Consider the following 16,708-nt stretch of genomic DNA (forward strand, 5'->3'; position numbering starts at 1 on the left):
CTACCTCAGCTTCAGGGTGGACAGGCCCAGCAGGCACAGCAGCATGGTGATGATCCAGAAGCGGATCACGACCTGGGTCTCCTTCCAGCCGCTCTTTTCAAAGTGGTGGTGCAGCGGTGCCATCTTCAGCAGGCGACGGCCCTCGCCATAGCGCTTCTTGGTGTACTTGAAGTAAGTCACCTGCAGCATCACCGAGATGGCTTCTGCCACAAAGATGCCGCCCATCACGGCCAGCACGATTTCCTGGCGCACGATCACGGCGATCGTGCCCAGAGCGGCGCCCAGCGCCAGTGCGCCCACGTCGCCCATGAAGACCTGGGCGGGGTGTGCGTTGAACCAGAGAAAAGCCAGACCGGCACCCGCCATGGCGCCGCAGAACACCATCAGTTCGCCCGTTCCGGGGATACTGGGAAACAGCAGATAGCGCGCATAGGTGGCATTGCCGGTCACATAAGCAAAGATGCCCAGGGCCGTGCCGACCATGATGACGGGCATGATGGCCAGGCCATCGAGGCCGTCGGTCAGGTTCACGGCATTGCTGGCGCCCACGATGACCAGATAGGTCATGACGATGAAGCCCAGCACGCCCAACGGGTAGCTGACCTCCTTGAAGAAGGGCACCATCAGGCCGGCCTTGGGGGGCAGGTCCATGGAAAAGCCCGACTGCACCCAGGAGATGAACAGGCCGAAAACCTCGGCGTTGTTGTTCTCGGAAATGCAGAACACCAGATACAGAGCGGCCAGCAGGCCGATGACGGACTGCCAGAAATACTTCTCGCCCGAGCGCATGCCCTCGGGGTCCTTGTTGACGACCTTGCGCCAATCGTCCACCCAGCCAATCGCACCGAAGCCCAGCGTGACCAGCAGCACGATCCAGACAAAGCGGTTGGACAGGTCAAACCACAGCAGGGTGGAAACGGCAATCGAGAACAGAATCAGCACGCCGCCCATGGTGGGCGTGCCGCTTTTGACCAGATGGGTCTCCATGCCGTAGCCGCGCACGGGCTGACCGATCTTGAGTGCGGTCAGCATGCGAATCGCCCTGGGGCCGACGATCAGGCCGATCAGCAAGGCGGTGACGGCGGCCAGCACGGCACGCAGCGTCAGGTATTGAAAGACGCGCAGAAAGCCGAAATCCGGCGAAAGCCCTTGCAGCCATTGAGCCAGCATCAGCAGCATGCGGCCTCCCCGCAGTTGCCCTGCTTGTTGTCTGCGCAGGCTTCAACGCTCTGCACCACTTGCTCCATCTTCATGAACCGCGAACCCTTGACCAAAACGCTACCTACCTTGGGTAAAACTGCGCACACCGCCTGCTCAAGGGCGGCCATGCTATCAAAATGCCTAGCACCACTGCCGAAGGCAGAGGCCGCAAACGCGCTTTGCTCGCCCAGAGCAAAGACCTGGGCAATCCCGGACTGCCGCGCCAGTGCACCGGCTTCGGCATGGAACTGCGGGCCGTTGTCGCCGACCTCGCCCATATCGCCCAGCACCAGCAACTGCGGCGCAGGCAGCTCGGCGAGCACGGCAATGGCGGCGGCCACCGAATCGGGGTTGGCGTTGTAGCTGTCATCAACCACCGTGACGCCCTGGCCATTGACCTGCACGGCCAGCGCGCGCGAACGGCCGGTCACGGGCTCGAAGCCGGACAGTCCCTTCGCAATGGCCGCCAGAGACACACCGGCGGCATGGGCGCAGGCAGCCGCGGCCAGTGCGTTGCGCACGTTGTGGCGGCCGGCAATATGCAGCTGCACGGCTGCCACGCCTTGCGGCGTGTTCAGTGCAAAGCTCCAGGCGCCGTCGGCCCAGACCACATCGCTGGCAAAAACCTGGGCACCGGCAACGGCCTCGCCAAACATCAGGCAGGAGCGGCCGGCGGCCAGCTCCGTCCACAGCGGGGTGTACGTATCGCCAGCGGGAAAGATGGCCACGCCGTCCCGGGGCAGAAAGCCCAGCACCGAGCCGTTTTCACGCGCCACGGCTTCCACCGTACCCATGAACTCCTGGTGTTCGCGCTGGGCATTGTTGACCAGGGCCACCGTGGGCTGGCCGATGGCGGCCAGCTCGGCAATCTCACCGGGGTGGTTCATGCCCATCTCCAGCACCGCAATACGATGCGCGCCCGTCATGCGCAGCAGGTTCAGCGGCATGCCGATGGAGTTGTTGAAATTGCCGCGCGTGGCCAGCGCTGCCTCGCCCTGCGCGCCCACGTGCGCGCGCAGGACGGAGGCAATCATCTGCGTGACCGTGGTCTTGCCATTGCTGCCGGTCACGGCAATCAGCGGCAGATCGAACTGCGCACGCCAGGCCCGCGCCAGAGCACCCAGCGCCAGCAGGGTGTCCGGCACTTCGATGCCGGCCATGCCTGCGGTCCCCAGTCCGTGGCTGGCAACAGCAGCCACGGCACCTGCGGCCTGCGCCTGGGACAAAAAATCATGGGCGTCAAAACGCTCGCCCTTCAGTGCCACGAACAAGTCCCCGTCCTGCAGCGTGCGCGTATCGGTGTGCACGCGTGCCAGCTCCAGCTGGCCGTTGCCGACCAGGCGGGCTTGGGGGATATGCGTCTGGATCAGCTCCAGCGCTTTTGCCAGGGTCATCATGACCGAATCTTTCCTTCGCGGGCTGCGAGCGCCTTGTGCGCCTCAGCCATGTCGGAGAACGGATGGCGCACGCCCTTCGTCTCCTGATAGTCCTCATGTCCCTTGCCGGCAATCAGCACCACATCGCGCGCATCGGCACGGGCAATGGCTTGGGCAATGGCCGCCGCGCGGTCGGCCTGAACATGCAATGTCTCGCCCGCCTGCATGCCGGCCAGAATCTGGTCGATGATGCTTTCGGGCACTTCACTGCGCGGGTTGTCGCTGGTGACGAAAACGCCGTCGGCATTCGCCTGGGCGGCCTGTCCCATCAACGGGCGCTTGCTGTTGTCCCTGTCACCGCCGCAGCCGAACACGCACCACAGCTTGCCCTGGCGCTGCCGGGCGGCGGGCTGCAGGGCGCGCAAGGCCTTCTCCAGTGCATCGGGAGTATGGGCATAGTCCACGGCCACCAGAGGCTGGCCGGGCTTGACGATCTGCTGCATGCGACCGGGCACGGGTTCCAGATGGGCGCAGGCAGCCACAGCCTCTTCCAGCGTCAGGCCCAGGCAACGCAGGGCGGCCAGTACCCCGAGCAGGTTGGAGACGTTGTACTGACCGACCAGACGCGTATTCATGCGCAGGCTGTGCCCGGCTTCCAGCACGGTAAAGCTCAGACCCTCGTCGCCCAGACCGATGTCCTTGGCCTGCAGGCGCGCCGGCCCCTGGATGGAGACACTCCACACATCCATTGCGCGGCCTTGCAGCCTGGCCCAGAGCCTGGCGCCGTGTGCGTCATCGATGTTGACCACGGCCGTCGGCAGGCCGGGCCAGTCGAACAGCTGGGCCTTGGCCTGCCAGTAGGCATCCATGCTGCCGTGGTAGTCCAGGTGGTCCTGCGTGAAATTGGTGAACAGCGCCACGCGAATCTTGCTGCCGTCCAGGCGGTGCTCGACGATGCCGATGGACGAAGCCTCGATAGCGCAGGCCGCGAGGCCCTGGTCGGCGTAGCTGCGGAACGCACGCTGCAGCAGCACCGGATCCGGCGTGGTCATGCCCGTCGACTCCAATGCAGGCGGCACGCCCACACCCAGGGTGCCGACCAACGCACAACCGGTGCGCGTGTTCAACGTCACTTTCGAGAGCGCATGTGCCAGCCACCAGGCGGTGGTGGTCTTGCCATTGGTGCCGGTCACGGCCAGCACGTCGAGCTCGCCACTGGGATGCGCAAACCATTGGTCGGCAATCAGGCCCGTGGCGGCCTTCAGCCCCTTGAGCGCGGCAATGCGGTCGCCACTCAGATCAAAGGCCTGCAGGCCATCGGCCTCCACCAGCACGGCAGCGGCGCCCTGGGCCAGGGCCTGGCCCACATAGGCCCGGCCATCGGTGGCAGCACCGGGCCAGGCGACAAAGGCATCGCCGGCCTTGACCTTGCGGCTATCGGTCTGCAGCTCACCCTGCACGCGGCTGCGCAGCCAGGCGACGGCCTCGGCTGCATTGTTCAGGATTTGAATGGGGGTGCTCATAGCACAGGCTCCTCAGCGGGTGCAGCCACGATCTGAGGCTTGACTTCCTTGTCGGGCTGAACGCCCATGAAACGCAATGTCTGCTGGACCACGTCCGCAAACACGGGACCGGCCACCGTGCCGCCGTAGTAGGAACCGGCCGTAGGCTCGTCCACCATCACGGCCACGATAATGCGCGGCTTGTCGATGGGGGCGATGCCCGTGAACCAGGCACGGTACTTGCCCGCGGCATAGCTCTTGCCCACCTGCTTGCGGGCAGTGCCCGATTTGCCGCCGATGGTGTAGCCCTCGGCCTGGGCCTTCTGGCCGGTACCGCCAGGGCCTGCAGCCATGCGCAGCATGTGCAGCACCGCCTCGGCGTTTTCCTTGGAGATCACGCGCACTCCCACGGGAGGCTCGGTCGTTTTCAGAATCGTCGAGGGAATGACATTGCCCTCGTTGGAGAACACGGTATAGGAGCGCGCCATCTGGAACAACGAGGCCGACAGGCCATAGCCATAGGACATGGTGGCCTGCTCGATGGGCTTCCAGGTCTTCCAGGCACGCAGACGCCCCGAGACCGCGCCCGGAAACTGAATCTGCGGCTTCTGGCCAAAGCCCAGAGCGCTGAAGTACTCCCACATCTCCTGGGGCGACAGCCTTTGCGCGACCTTGGTTGCACCCACGTTGCTGGACTTCTGGATCACGCCCTCCACCGTCAGCGCGCCGTAGTTGTGCGTGTCGGTGATGGTGGAACCCGTCACCGTATAGCGGCCGGGTGAGGTATCGATGATGGTGGACGGCTTGACGCGCCTGAGCTCCAGTGCCGTGGCAATGGTGATGGGCTTCATGGTCGAGCCAGGCTCGAAGGTGTCGGTCAGCGCGCGATTGCGCAGCTGCTCGCCCGTCAGGTTCTTGCGGTGGCCGGGGTCATAGCTGGGATAGTTCGCCAGGGCCAGCAGCTCGCCGGTGTGCGCATCCATCACCACGACGCTGCCGGCCTTGGCTTTTTGCGACTCCACCTGCTGCTTGAGCTTCTGGTAGGCGTAGTACTGCACCTTGCTGTCGATGGACAGCTGAATGTCCTGGCCATCCTGGGGCGGCACCTCCTCGCCCACGCCTTCGACCACACGGCCCAGGCGGTCCTTGATCACGCGACGCGAACCGGGCCGCCCCGCCAGTTCCTTGTCAAAGGCCAGCTCCATGCCTTCCTGACCATGGTCTTCCACATTGGTGAAGCCCACGATATGCGCAGCCGACTCTCCTTCGGGATACTGGCGCTTGTATTCCTTGCGGTTGTAGATGCCCTTGATATTGAGCGCCACGATCTTCTGGCCCACGTCCCAGTCCAGCTGACGCTTGACCCAGACGAAGGTCTTGTCCTCGACATCCAGCTTCTCCATCAGGGAGCGCAGCGGCATGTCCATGAGACGCGCCACCTCCTTGAGCTTTTGCTGCACGTCGGGATCCTTCAGATCCACATCTTCCGGAATGGCCCAGATGCTGGCCGCCGGCACGCTGGATGCCAGGATCAGGCCGTTGCGATCCAGCAAACGGCCACGGTTGGCCGGCAGCTCCAGGGTACGCGCAAAGCGCACCAGACCCTGGCGCTTGAAGAAGTCGTTGCCGAACACCTGCACATAGGCGGCACGCGCGCCCAGGCCCACAAAGCCCAGCGCCAGCGCAGCCACGATGAACTTGCTGCGCCACAGCGGCGTCTTGGAGGCCAGCAGTGGACTGGTGGTGTAGAGCACGCTGCGTGTCATCGCGCCGCTCCCGCAGCAGATTCCTGCACATACTGGGTGATCGCGGGCGAAGCGGGCTTCATCTGCAGCTTTTCGCGCGCCAAGGTCTCGATGCGCTGAGGCGTGGCCTGAGCACGCTTTTCCACCTGCAGGCGCAGTTGGTCGGTCGCCAGACGACGCGCCTCTGCCTCGGCGCGGTCCAGCTCGGTGAACAGGCGACGCGACTCATACTGGGTATGCACCAGAAAAATGGCGCTGGTCATGACCGCCAGCAGCAGCAGCAGGTTTATGCGCAGCATGGCAGCCCTCCCGCAGCCATGCTCGAGGCGGCATGGCGATGCATCATGCAGGCACCTCGGTGCGCTCGGCGACGCGCATCACAGCAGAGCGCGAGCGCGGATTGGCAGCCACCTCGGCAGCACTGGGCTTGATGCGCTCCAGCGCCTTCAGCCGCATCGGTGTAGGGGGAGCAAACGGCGCACGGCGGTCGTAGACTTCCTTGGAATGCTTGGCAATGAACTGCTTGACGATGCGATCTTCCAGCGAGTGGAAGCTGATCACGGCCAAGCGTCCGCCTGGCGCCAGCACGCGCAGACTGGCTTCTAGCGCCTGCTCAAGCTCCTGAAGTTCGGCATTGATGAAAATCCGAAGAGCCTGGAAGGTCCGTGTTGCCGGGTTCTGCCCAGCCTCGCGGGTCTTGACCGCGCCAGCCACGAGTTGGGCCAGCTCGGCAGTGGTGCGTAATGGGCCCTGGCTTTCGCGCCTAGCAACAATCGCCTTTGCAATGGGGCCAGCAAACCGTTCTTCGCCGTAGTCACGTATCACCTCCGCAATCTGCTGCACTTCCGCGTCTTCAAGCCACTCGGCAACGCTTTGACCACGCGTGGTGTCCATGCGCATGTCGAGGGGGCCATCAAAGCGGAAGCTGAAGCCCCGGTCCGGGTTGTCGATCTGGGGCGAGCTCACGCCCAGGTCCATCAACACCCCTTGCACACTGCCTTCGGGCAGCTCGCTCAGATGGCGAAATCCTTCATGCCGAATCGAAAAACGCGCATCGGTGATGCGCGCCGCCTCAGCAATTGCGTCCGGGTCTTTGTCGAACGCAATCAGACGCCCGTCCGGCCCCAGCCTTCGCAAAATGAGCCGAGAATGACCGCCCCGACCGAACGTCGCATCGACCCACTGGCCGGCAGGCGGCTCAGCGGCACCACCCAGCAGGGCGTCCACTGCCTCGTCCAGCAAGACGGTGATATGTTGCAACGGCTGATTCACAAGCACTTCCTACAAAACAAAATCCTGGAAAGCCGCCGGCATCGGTTGCTGGCGCGCTTCCGCTTCGCGCATTTCATAAGTGGCCTTGTCCCAGACCTCGAAATGCGCCCCCATGCCCAGCATCAAGACCTCTTTGGTCAGACCTGTGGCCTCACGCAACTCGGGCGAAATCAGCAGCCGACCGGTTGCATCCATCTCCGCATCCATGGCATTGCCCAGAAAAATCCGCTTCCACCACTGAGCCGTAATGGGCAGTTGCGCGACACGCTCGCGAAACTGCAGCCACTCGGGGCGCGGAAACAGCAACAGACAGCCATCGGGATGCTTGGTGAAAGTGACCTGCCCCTCAGCCAAGGACAAAAGGGCGTCACGATGCCGGGTCGGCACTGAAAGCCGCCCCTTTCCATCGAGATTCAGCGAAGACGCCCCTTGAAACACGGCTGGTTACTCCGGTCATCTGGAGCCACTCACTCCCCAGAAATAGGGCGCGAGGGCAGCTTTCACCACTTAATTGCACTTTTTTGCACTGTAGCAGCAATTTCAGGTGATTCCAAACCCGAAGGAACAATTATTTGCAATGAAATCAAGCACTTAGAGAGAAAAAGAAAAGCCTTATTCCGAAAATACCTTTCCTTTACAAGCACTTAGCAAAGTCAATGCAAGTGGACTCTCATTAGGTGGCGTCAATTGCAACCATTCAATTCAATGGAAAGAACTGATTGAAGTCTCGACCTTCTCCTACAAATGCAAACTGCCCGCACAGGCGGGCAGCTGGTTTCAAGCGCTGCGCTCCTCAAAGAATGAAGCGCGACAGATCCTCATCCTTGCTCAGCACCTGCAGGCGCTGATCGACATAGGCCGCATCGATGACCACGGTCTGGCCCGAAAGCTTGGCCGCATCGAAGCTGACTTCGTCAAGCAGACGCTCCATCACGGTCGACAGGCGCCGCGCACCGATGTTCTCGGTACTCTCGTTGACGTCAAAGGCAATCGTCGCCAGACGCGTAATGCCCTCGGGCTTGAACTCCAGGGTCACGCCTTCGGTCGCCAGCAGCGCCTGGTATTGCTTGACCAGGGAGGCGTGAGTCTGCATGAGAATCGCCTCGAAGTCCTGAACCGACAGAGATTCCAGTTCCACGCGAATGGGAAAGCGTCCCTGCAGCTCGGGAATCAGGTCGCTGGGCTTGGACAGATGGAAAGCGCCCGAAGCGATGAACAGAATGTGGTCTGTCTTGACCACCCCGTACTTGGTCGAGACGCTGGTGCCCTCGACCAGCGGCAGCAGGTCGCGCTGCACGCCCTGGCGCGAGACGTCGGAGCCGCTGGTTTCCTGGCGCGTCGCCACCTTGTCGATTTCATCGATGAAGACGATGCCGTTTTGCTCGGCATTGGCGATGGCACGGGTCTTGACGTCTTCCTCGTTGACCATCTTGGCCGCCTCCTCATCGGTCAGCAGCTTCAAGGCCTCGGCGATCTTGAGCTTGCGCGTCTTGCGCTTTTCCTGGCCCATATGGCTGAACATGCCGCGCAACTGCTCGGCCATCTCCTCCATGCCCTGGGGTCCCATGATCTGAACCTGGGGCATCTGCTCGGCGATGTCGATCTCGATTTCCTTGTCGTCAAGCTGACCTTCGCGCAGCTTCTTGCGGAAAACCTGGCGCGCCGTGTTGTCGGCCGGCACTTCGCCGGTGCGGGCCTGCGGGATCAGCACATCGAGAATGCGCTCCTCGGCGGCATCCTCAGCGCGGGCACGCATCTTCTTCATGTCCGACTCGCGCGTCTGCTTGACGGCAACCTCGGCCAGATCACGGATGATCGCGTCCACATCCTTGCCCACATAGCCCACCTCGGTGAACTTGGTTGCTTCGACCTTGATGAAGGGCGCATCGGCGAGCTTTGCAAGGCGGCGGGCGATCTCCGTCTTGCCGACGCCCGTGGGGCCGATCATCAGAATGTTCTTGGGCGTGATTTCCTGGCGCAGGCCCTCGGGCACCTGCTGGCGGCGCCAGCGATTGCGCAAGGCAATCGACACCGCGCGCTTGGCACCGTGCTGGCCGACGATGTGCTTGTCCAGCTCGGAGACGATCTCCTGGGGAGTCATGGCAGAAGACATGTGAATTCTCAGTCAAATATGCCTCTAGCGCCCATCCATAAAGCGCCAGCAGCTATCAATTCGGATAGTCGAGGTGCTTACAGCGTCTCGATCGTGTGATTCATATTGGTGTAGATGCACAGCTCGCCGGCAATCGCCAGGGATTTGCGCACCACATCCTCAGCCGACAGCTCGGTATTGTTCAGCAAGGCCTTGGCGGCGGAATGCGCATAGGCACCGCCGGAGCCGATGGCCACGATGCCCTGCTCGGGCTCCAGAACGTCGCCATTGCCGGTGATGATGAGCGAGGTCGTTGCATCGGCAACTGCCAGCATGGCTTCGAGCTTGCGCAGCACACGGTCGGTACGCCACTCCTTGGTCAGCTCGATCGCGGCGCGGGTCAGATTGCCCTGGTGCTTTTCCAGCTTGGCCTCGAAGCGCTCGAACAGCGTGAAGGCATCTGCGGTGGCCCCCGCAAAACCCGCCAGCACCTTGCCGTGATAGAGCTTGCGCACCTTGCGCGCCGTGCCCTTGATGACGATGTTGCCCAATGTGACCTGACCATCACCGCCGATGGCGACTTGCACGCCCTCGGGAGTCTGGCGGCGCACGCTCAAAATGGTGGTGCCGTGAAACTGTTCCATCCGCCGCAGATGGGGGCTGCCTGCGGCAACCTCAAGAGCGTCAGCAAAAGAAATTGCAGGCGCGCAAGCACGGAGCGCTGCAAGGCGGCTCAAGCCGACTAATCCCGCCTTGGAAGTACCTGGGCGTGCTCCTGAATGCCCACGACATTGAAGAACACCGCCAGCAGCTGATGCAGCTGGCTGAACTGCAGCACATGACCCAGCTCCTGCATCTGAGCCGACCAGTTCAGCACCGAGCCGGCTGCCGCAAAGTCCATGCGCACCAGACGCATACAGTCAATCGCGATGGCTTCGCCAAGCTTGGCCTTCTCCTGCACTTCGGCCAGCCAGGGCAAGGCGTCGCCGTCGATCACGCCCTGCAGCGCAAAACGTGGCTTGTGCTCTTTCCACAGCATGCCGGGCTGAAGCGTATCCGGCCCCAGAAGCCGGCTGTCCTGCGGGCGCTGGTTCTGCGCCTGCCCTTCATTCGCATACGCGCACAGCGGATCTTCCCATGAGGGGGGCGACAACTCGTAGGTCACGCAGTAGTCAAGCGCCGTCAGCTCAAATTCGTCCTGCAGATGCATCAGACGCTGCATGGCCAGACGCAAATACCACCAGTCCTGATCGACAGAGCGGTCACCGGACGGGGTGTGCTTGCTGAGCACCGCCAGCAATCTCTCGTGACCGGCAAAAACCAGAGATCCTTTTTCGCCAGCCCAGCGCTGCGCCGCATCCAGCAGCGGTTTCTGGACGCCGGAGCCAAAGCCTTCCAGAGCGCTCCAGTCCATGACTGCACCGCCGACGCTGCGCGCCTTGTTGGCCAGCAAGGCCTTGAAGCCGGATTCATCCAGCTGCACCGGCGCCTGCCAGCGCAGGCCTGTCGACGCTGCAGCGGCATCCGACGGGGTTTCGCTGAGTCGGCCTGCCTGCTGCGGCATCACAAACCACTGCGGGGCCGAGCGCCCGAAGCGCGCCACAAAGTCCATGGCCGCGTCTTCGAAACGGGCCTGCATGCCAGCCGCACGGTACATATCCAGCAAGGCCAGCCAGACCTGCAACTGCGCTGGCGTATCCTGGGCGCGCTCGGCAATCAAGGCCTTGAGACAGGCCTCTGCCGCAGCGTTATCACCGCTGGCAAACACAATCGCGGCATCCTCCAGCGCGGCGTCGTGCTCGAAGCGCGCAAAGGATGGCGGCACCATATTGATATCGGTCGGGGCTGAAACTTCGGTCGTCGCAAACCCCGGGGAAAAATCCGTCTCGCCACGCAGGCCAGGCATGCCCACCGGATGGCCCTGCCCGCCCGACGGCGGCAGCTTGATGTCGCTGGGCAACACATCCTGCAGCAAAGGCAGGGTGCTGATCGAAGGCGGCTGGGTTTTGAACACCGAAGGCATGGTGTTCCCCTCCTCGGGCAGCTGCAACGGCATGGTCGCGGCATCGGCGGCCTGCTTGCCGCGCCACCATTGCTGGGCCATCTGCGCTTCGATCTCGTCGATCTTCTTGATGGTCTCCGCGCGCTCGCCGGGGACGGAGCTTTGGGCGGTATGCAAAAAAGAGGACGCCGCCAGCGGTGTGGGCGTATCGAGGGGAGCCCTGGCGCTCAGCGCCGCCTTGGACAACTGGGCCTGACGCAGCTTGCGCAGCTGCTCAAACTCGCGCTTGCGCACAAAGTCGTTCTGGCGCTTGCGCTCCAGCATTTCCTTGAGCGCCTGCTTGCTGTACTGGCTTTCCTCGCTGTCCTGGTTGAGATTCTCCAAATCGGACCAGTTCACGGTCGGGTGACGCACAAAACGCGCCACCTTGGACAGCAGCCCTCCCGATTTGTTTTCTTCTTTCACCATGGTCCTCTAGTTTGCTGCCTGCTGCCCCACCAACACCTGACGCAGATCAATCGCCGTACATCTTCTGCTTGAGCTCACGGCGCTGCTGGGCTTCCAGCGACAGTGTAGCCGTGGGACGCGCCAGCAGTCGACCGACGCCGATGGGCTCGCCGGTTTCATCGCAGTAGCCGTAGTCGCCGGCATCAATGCGGGCGATGGACTGGTCGATCTTCTTGAGCAGCTTGCGCTCGCGGTCGCGGGTGCGCAGCTCGAGAGCATGCTCTTCCTCGATGGTGGCGCGATCGGCGGGATCGGGCACCACCACGGTGTCTTCACGCAGGTTTTCTGCGGTTTCACCGGCATTCACATGCATGTCGTTCTTGAGCGCGACCAGCTTGCGACGGAAGTACGCCAGCTGTGCGTCGTTCATGTAATCGTCATCGGACATGGCCAGCACTTCAGCATCGGTCAGCTCCTCTACCGACTTGGTCTTCCAGGCGTTGGCCAGCTTGGGGTCTTTCTTGGGCACAGCTTGCTTTGTGTTGGTCATTGCTTTCGTATCTCTCATGGTTGCCGCTGCCTTGGCTGCCGAAGCGGCCACGAGCGGAACATCTGTTTCAGGCTGCCGCGCAGGAGGCGATGCAGAACGCTTGGATCTGGACGATTTGGAAGAGTTTTCCGTTGCTGCAGGTGCCAGCACCGGGTTGTCCAACGCGGCGTCCACCAAAGAGGTCTCGACGCTGCGGGTGTGCACAGCCTCTGCCGCAGTCCTGACTGCAGCCTTGGGCGGTTTACTTTTCACAGCGGTCACGTCCTGTCTCCTTACAGTACAGAGCCCTTGCCGGGCCGGATTGCTCCAACACCCTCTTTAGGGGCGGCATTGTAGCCACGCAAGTCACCCCTGCCCGTCTCCGTTGCACATACCCCACAATTTGCAACAAAGCCTGCGCCTGTTTCGAGCAGTTTGCGAGAAATAACAGACAAAAAAACGGCCTGCTTGGCAGGCCGTCAGTGATTGTCAGCAACCCGTTAGCTTTCGCCAAAACGGCAGGCAAACTCAGGGTTTACACCAGACATTGGTCCAGTCCCTGGCGGAGGATGTCCTGGGGTAGATCGATACCGATGAAGACCATTTTGCTTACACGCTTTTCGTCGGCTTCCCACTCCGGGCCCAGATCGCTGCCCATGAGCTGGTGCACGCCCTGGAAGATGACCTTGCGGCTGGTGCCCTTCATGTCAAGCACGCCCTTGTAGCGCAGCATCTTGGGGCCGTAGATATTGACGATGGCGCCCAGGAAGTCTTCCAGCTTGGCGGGGTCGAACGCGCGATCGGCGCGGTAGACGAAGCTCTTCACATCATCGTCGTGGTGATGGTGGTGCGGGTGATTGCAGTGTTCGCCATGTTCGTGGTCATGGTGGTCGTGGCCGCAATGCTCGTCATGCTGGTGTCCATGGTCATGATCGTGCTCGCATTGGCCATGGTCATGGTCGCAGGCACTGTGGTCATGATGATCGTGCTCGTGACCCTCTTCCTTGAGAAAGTCGGGGTCGATATCCAGCTTGGCGTTCAGGTTGAAGCCACGCAGGTCGAACACTTCGCTCAGGGGCACATCGCCAAAATGTACGGCGCGAATAGGCGCGCGCGGGTTCATGTGCTTGAGGCGATGGATCAGAGCCTCTTTTTCCGCGTCCGTCACCAGATCGGTCTTGGACAGGAACATCTGGTCGGCAAAGCCCACCTGGCGGCGCGCTTCCTGACGATCGTCGAGCTGCTGGTTGGAATGCTTGGCATCCACCAGAGTGATGATGGAGTCGATCAGATAGGTCTCTGCGATCTCGTCATCCATGAAGAAGGTCTGGGCCACGGGACCGGGATCGGCCAGACCGGTGGTCTCGATCACGATGCGGTCGAAGTCCACCTGTCCCTTGCGGCGCTTGGCGGCCAGCAGTTGCAAGGCCTCGCGCAGATCTTCACGGATGGTGCAGCAGATGCAGCCGTTGCTCATCTGCAGAATCTGTTCTTTCGACTCGGTCTTGAGAATATCGGTGTCGATGTTCTCCTCACCGAATTCGTTCTCGATCACGGCAATCTTCATGCCGTGGGATTCGTGCAGCACGCGCTTGAGCAGCGTGGTCTTGCCCGAGCCCAGAAAGCCCGTGAGGATGGTGACTGGAATGAGAGCCATGCGTTGAAACCTCTTGCTGCGGCCAGCCGCCACATGCGGCTGTCCAAAAAACACCTGGGCGGCGCATCCCTATGCGCGCTCCGGTGATAACAGCTGGGGAGTGTAGCGGCGCTTTCAAGCGCGCACGGTCAGCAGGGGCGGCATATATTTCATTAAAAATGAAACTCAAACGCTTCCCCAATAACCGCTTCAAGCTATCAAAAAATGACTTCTCAATCCTTCTCCTTGTCCTCGGGCTTGCGTCGCGCCCCGGGCTTCTCGGCTGCGCTGCTGCGCTGGGCACGCGGGTGGGCTTTTTCATAGGCCTGGGCCAGGTGCTGAAAATCCAGGCGCGTGTAGATCTGCGTGGTGGCGATGCTGGCATGCCCGAGCAACTCCTGCACGGCACGCAGATCGCCACTGGACTGCAGCATATGACTGGCAAAGGAGTGACGCAGCACATGCGGATGTACGCCCGAGGCCAGCCCCGCCCGCTGGCCGCGCTGCTTGAGCCGTGACCAGACCGAATGGCCGCCGAGCCGTTCGCCGCGACGACCGATAAACAAGGCCGTCTCATCCTGCGCCTTGAACTGTGCCGCCCCCGTCAGCGCGCTGCTGCGCAGCGCCAGCCAGCGCTGCAAGGCCTCGATCGCCATGCGCCCCACGGGCACGATGCGGCGCTTGCTGCCCTTGCCCTGCACATGGGCGTCGCCCGCCTCCAGGTCGATCCAGCCTCTGCCTTGCTGCAGGCTTTGCTGGTCCGGCCGCAGGTCCAGCCCCACCAGCTCGGCCACACGCAGCCCGCAGCTGTAGAGCAGCTCGGTCATGGCAACGTCGCGCGCCTCTATCCACGGGTCTGCATCGGGGATCTGAAAGCTGGCCAGTTGCACGGCGTCGTCCACGGCCAGCGCCTTGGGCAGTGGCTTGGCAGCCTTGGGGCCGCGCACCCCCTCCACGGGATTGAACGGCACCAGCTCCCGCTGGGCCGCCCAGCGGAAAAAGCTGCGCCAGCCCGAAAGAATCAGTGCGATGCCGCGTGCGCTGCGGCCGGCACTGTGCATTTGTGCAGCAAAGCGGCGGATATGCGCCGGCTGCAGCGTCAAGAGCTCCTGGTCTGCGGCCTGCGCCAAGCTCTGCAGCTTGATCAGGTCCAGGGCATACAGCGTATGCGTGCGGTCGGCCAGACGCTTTTGCACCCGCACATGCTCCAGATAGCTGTGGACAACTTCCGGCAGCTGCGCGTACTGCTCCTCAAAAGAGAGCTGCTCGCGCTCTGGCATCAATGTCTGCAACCTTTTGCTGCGTCAGCCGTGCGCCAGCGTCAGCGTCGGAGCACGCATGCGCGAGAGCGAGGCACTGGCCAGCTCGGAGATGCGCGAGAGAAACTCCAGCCCCATGGTGGCATCGAAGCGCAGCGGGTCGGGCGAGCCCAGCACCAGCATGCCGAAGGCATTGGAGGTGCTGTCCATGGCGCCGTCATGCAGGGTCAGCAGCGCCACCGACTGCACCGCATTCGGATTGGGCAGCCAGGTCACGGGCTCGAAGCCCATATTGGGACCGCAAAACGGCATCGTGAGCGACGAGGCAAAGGCCTTGGCATCATCGCTCACTCCCATCGTGTAGACGGTGCCGCTGTGAGCGCCCGCCACATTCCACAGACGCAGCGCGACCTGTGGCACATCAAAGGTGTGCTGCAGGCTGGCGGTGAGCGCATGGGGCAGCTCGCGCAGGTCCTGCACCTTGACCAGGGCATGGGTCCACTGGTGAATCTTGTTGGCGATGGAGGCGTTTTCGCTGCCATGGCGCACCATGTCCATGATGCGATGCTCCAGACCCTTGATCTTTTCGCGCAGCATCTCTGCCTGACGCTCCTGCAGGCTGACGGCACGCGGGCCGTGGCCGCTGATCAAGCGCACGCTCGTCAACATTTCGGCATGGCGCTCGAAGAAGTCGGGATTTTCCTGAAGATAGTCGGCAATCGACTCTTCAGTCATGGCGGTGTCGGTCAAGCTGTTCATAAGGTATCAGGTATGTCGATCTGGCCTTCAAAAACAAATTCGGCTGGGCCTGTCATGCGCACGCGATCCTGCGCTGCGCCGGCCCATTCAATGGTCAGCAGACCGCCTCGGGTATGCACATCCACGCGCTGGTCCAGCAGACCCCAGCCAATGCCTGCCACCACAGCGGCGCAGGCCCCTGTGCCGCAGGCCAGGGTCTCGCCGGCACCGCGTTCATAGACGCGCAAATTGACTTCGCCGCGGTTGACGATCTGCATGAAGCCCGCGTTCACGCGCTGAGGGAAACGGACATGGCTCTCGATCAGCGGTCCGTGGACCTCCACCGCAGCGGCATTCACGTCGTCCACCAGTTGCACCGCGTGCGGGTTGCCCATGGAAACAGGCGCTATCCAGACTGTAGCTGGCTGGACAGGCGTATCAAGCGTGAGCGGCCATTTTTGCGCTGAACCCAAAGTTTCGGCCTGCAGACCCTCGGTCGAGAAAGGCACCTTGACCGGGTCCAGCTGGGGCGCACCCATATCGACCGTGACGCGGCCATTGGCATGAATTTCTGGAGCGATGACGCCTGAGAGCGTCTGCACGCGGATCACGCTCTTGTCGGTCAGGCCCCTGTCATGCACATAGCGCGCAAAGCAGCGCGCGCCGTTACCGCATTGCTCGACCTCTCCCCCATCGGCGTTGTGGATGACATATTCAAAGTCCACGCCCTCCGAGGGCGCCGGGCGCACGGTCAGGATCTGGTCGGCGCCTACGCCAAAGTGACGGTTGGCCAGGTAGCGGTACTGGGCGGCACTCAGGCCCAGACGAGCCTGGGTCTCGTCGAGCACGACAAAGTCGTTGCCTGCGCCTTGCATCTTGGTAAAGCGAATCTGCATGATGCCGCACATTA

At 62.4% G+C, this 16,708-nt stretch carries 15 protein-coding genes; all 15 read right to left on the reverse strand.

Features of this window, described 5'->3' with window-relative positions; genetic code table 11:
- The 15 genes from mraY to dapF all read right to left on the reverse strand — a co-directional run bounded on the left by mraY (nucleotide 1) and on the right by dapF (nucleotide 16,694).
- The gene (gene mraY / locus O987_RS23685) at nucleotides 1-1,179 is read right to left on the reverse strand and encodes a phospho-N-acetylmuramoyl-pentapeptide-transferase (protein ID WP_043006060.1); all 1,179 of its coding nucleotides are present in this window, start codon (nucleotides 1,177-1,179) and stop codon (nucleotides 1-3) included.
- Nucleotides 1,170-2,597: a UDP-N-acetylmuramoyl-tripeptide--D-alanyl-D-alanine ligase gene (locus O987_RS23690; protein WP_043375160.1), complete on the reverse strand. Its 1,428-nt coding sequence runs from the start codon at nucleotides 2,595-2,597 to the stop codon at nucleotides 1,170-1,172. The genes mraY and O987_RS23690 overlap by 10 nt, the downstream gene beginning before the upstream one ends.
- Complete coding sequence (locus O987_RS23695) at nucleotides 2,594-4,099, reverse strand: UDP-N-acetylmuramoyl-L-alanyl-D-glutamate--2,6-diaminopimelate ligase (RefSeq protein WP_043375163.1); 1,506 nt, start codon at nucleotides 4,097-4,099, stop codon at nucleotides 2,594-2,596. The genes O987_RS23690 and O987_RS23695 overlap by 4 nt, the downstream gene beginning before the upstream one ends.
- Nucleotides 4,096-5,844 carry a peptidoglycan D,D-transpeptidase FtsI family protein gene (locus tag O987_RS23700; protein WP_003051266.1) on the reverse strand — a complete coding sequence of 583 codons (1,749 nt, stop codon included), beginning with the start codon at nucleotides 5,842-5,844 and terminating at the stop codon, nucleotides 4,096-4,098. Before O987_RS23700 ends, O987_RS23695 begins: the two co-directional genes overlap by 4 nt.
- Entirely contained in the window at nucleotides 5,841-6,122 is a 282-nt protein-coding gene (gene ftsL, locus O987_RS23705) for a cell division protein FtsL (RefSeq protein WP_003051263.1), read from the reverse strand. The genes O987_RS23700 and ftsL overlap by 4 nt, the downstream gene beginning before the upstream one ends.
- A gap of 43 nt (nucleotides 6,123-6,165) precedes the next feature.
- Entirely contained in the window at nucleotides 6,166-7,095 is a 930-nt protein-coding gene (gene rsmH, locus O987_RS23710) for a 16S rRNA (cytosine(1402)-N(4))-methyltransferase RsmH (RefSeq protein WP_003051257.1), read from the reverse strand.
- A gap of 9 nt (nucleotides 7,096-7,104) precedes the next feature.
- On the reverse strand, nucleotides 7,105-7,533 hold the full coding sequence (gene mraZ, locus O987_RS23715) for a division/cell wall cluster transcriptional repressor MraZ (RefSeq protein WP_003051254.1): 429 nt from the start codon (nucleotides 7,531-7,533) through the stop codon (nucleotides 7,105-7,107).
- Nucleotides 7,534-7,888: 355 nt separating this feature from the next.
- Nucleotides 7,889-9,208: an ATP-dependent protease ATPase subunit HslU gene (gene hslU, locus O987_RS23720; protein WP_003051251.1), complete on the reverse strand. Its 1,320-nt coding sequence runs from the start codon at nucleotides 9,206-9,208 to the stop codon at nucleotides 7,889-7,891.
- Between the two features lie 77 nt (nucleotides 9,209-9,285).
- Complete coding sequence (hslV, locus tag O987_RS23725) at nucleotides 9,286-9,831, reverse strand: ATP-dependent protease subunit HslV (protein ID WP_003051248.1); 546 nt, start codon at nucleotides 9,829-9,831, stop codon at nucleotides 9,286-9,288.
- A 98-nt stretch (nucleotides 9,832-9,929) separates the two neighbouring features.
- Nucleotides 9,930-11,657 carry an STAS domain-containing protein gene (locus O987_RS23730; protein ID WP_003051241.1) on the reverse strand — a complete coding sequence of 576 codons (1,728 nt, stop codon included), beginning with the start codon at nucleotides 11,655-11,657 and terminating at the stop codon, nucleotides 9,930-9,932.
- Between the two features lie 46 nt (nucleotides 11,658-11,703).
- Nucleotides 11,704-12,447 (reverse strand): RNA polymerase-binding protein DksA, encoded by a 744-nt coding sequence (dksA, locus tag O987_RS29305; RefSeq protein WP_003051237.1) that lies wholly within the window; start codon nucleotides 12,445-12,447, stop codon nucleotides 11,704-11,706.
- A gap of 253 nt (nucleotides 12,448-12,700) precedes the next feature.
- Nucleotides 12,701-13,822 carry a CobW family GTP-binding protein gene (locus O987_RS23740; RefSeq protein WP_043375167.1) on the reverse strand — a complete coding sequence of 374 codons (1,122 nt, stop codon included), beginning with the start codon at nucleotides 13,820-13,822 and terminating at the stop codon, nucleotides 12,701-12,703.
- A 212-nt stretch (nucleotides 13,823-14,034) separates the two neighbouring features.
- Nucleotides 14,035-15,081, reverse strand: a complete 1,047-nt coding sequence (locus tag O987_RS23745; protein WP_003051230.1) for a tyrosine recombinase XerC — start codon at nucleotides 15,079-15,081, stop codon at nucleotides 14,035-14,037.
- Nucleotides 15,082-15,105: 24 nt separating this feature from the next.
- The gene (locus O987_RS23750; RefSeq protein WP_003051227.1) at nucleotides 15,106-15,819 is read right to left on the reverse strand and encodes a DUF484 family protein; all 714 of its coding nucleotides are present in this window, start codon (nucleotides 15,817-15,819) and stop codon (nucleotides 15,106-15,108) included.
- Nucleotides 15,816-16,694 carry a diaminopimelate epimerase gene (dapF, locus tag O987_RS23755; RefSeq protein WP_029158376.1) on the reverse strand — a complete coding sequence of 293 codons (879 nt, stop codon included), beginning with the start codon at nucleotides 16,692-16,694 and terminating at the stop codon, nucleotides 15,816-15,818. The genes O987_RS23750 and dapF overlap by 4 nt, the downstream gene beginning before the upstream one ends.
- Between the last annotated feature and the right edge of the window lie 14 nt (nucleotides 16,695-16,708).

The organism is Comamonas testosteroni TK102, assembly GCF_000739375.1.
Lineage (GTDB): Bacteria > Pseudomonadota > Gammaproteobacteria > Burkholderiales > Burkholderiaceae_C > Comamonas > Comamonas brasiliensis.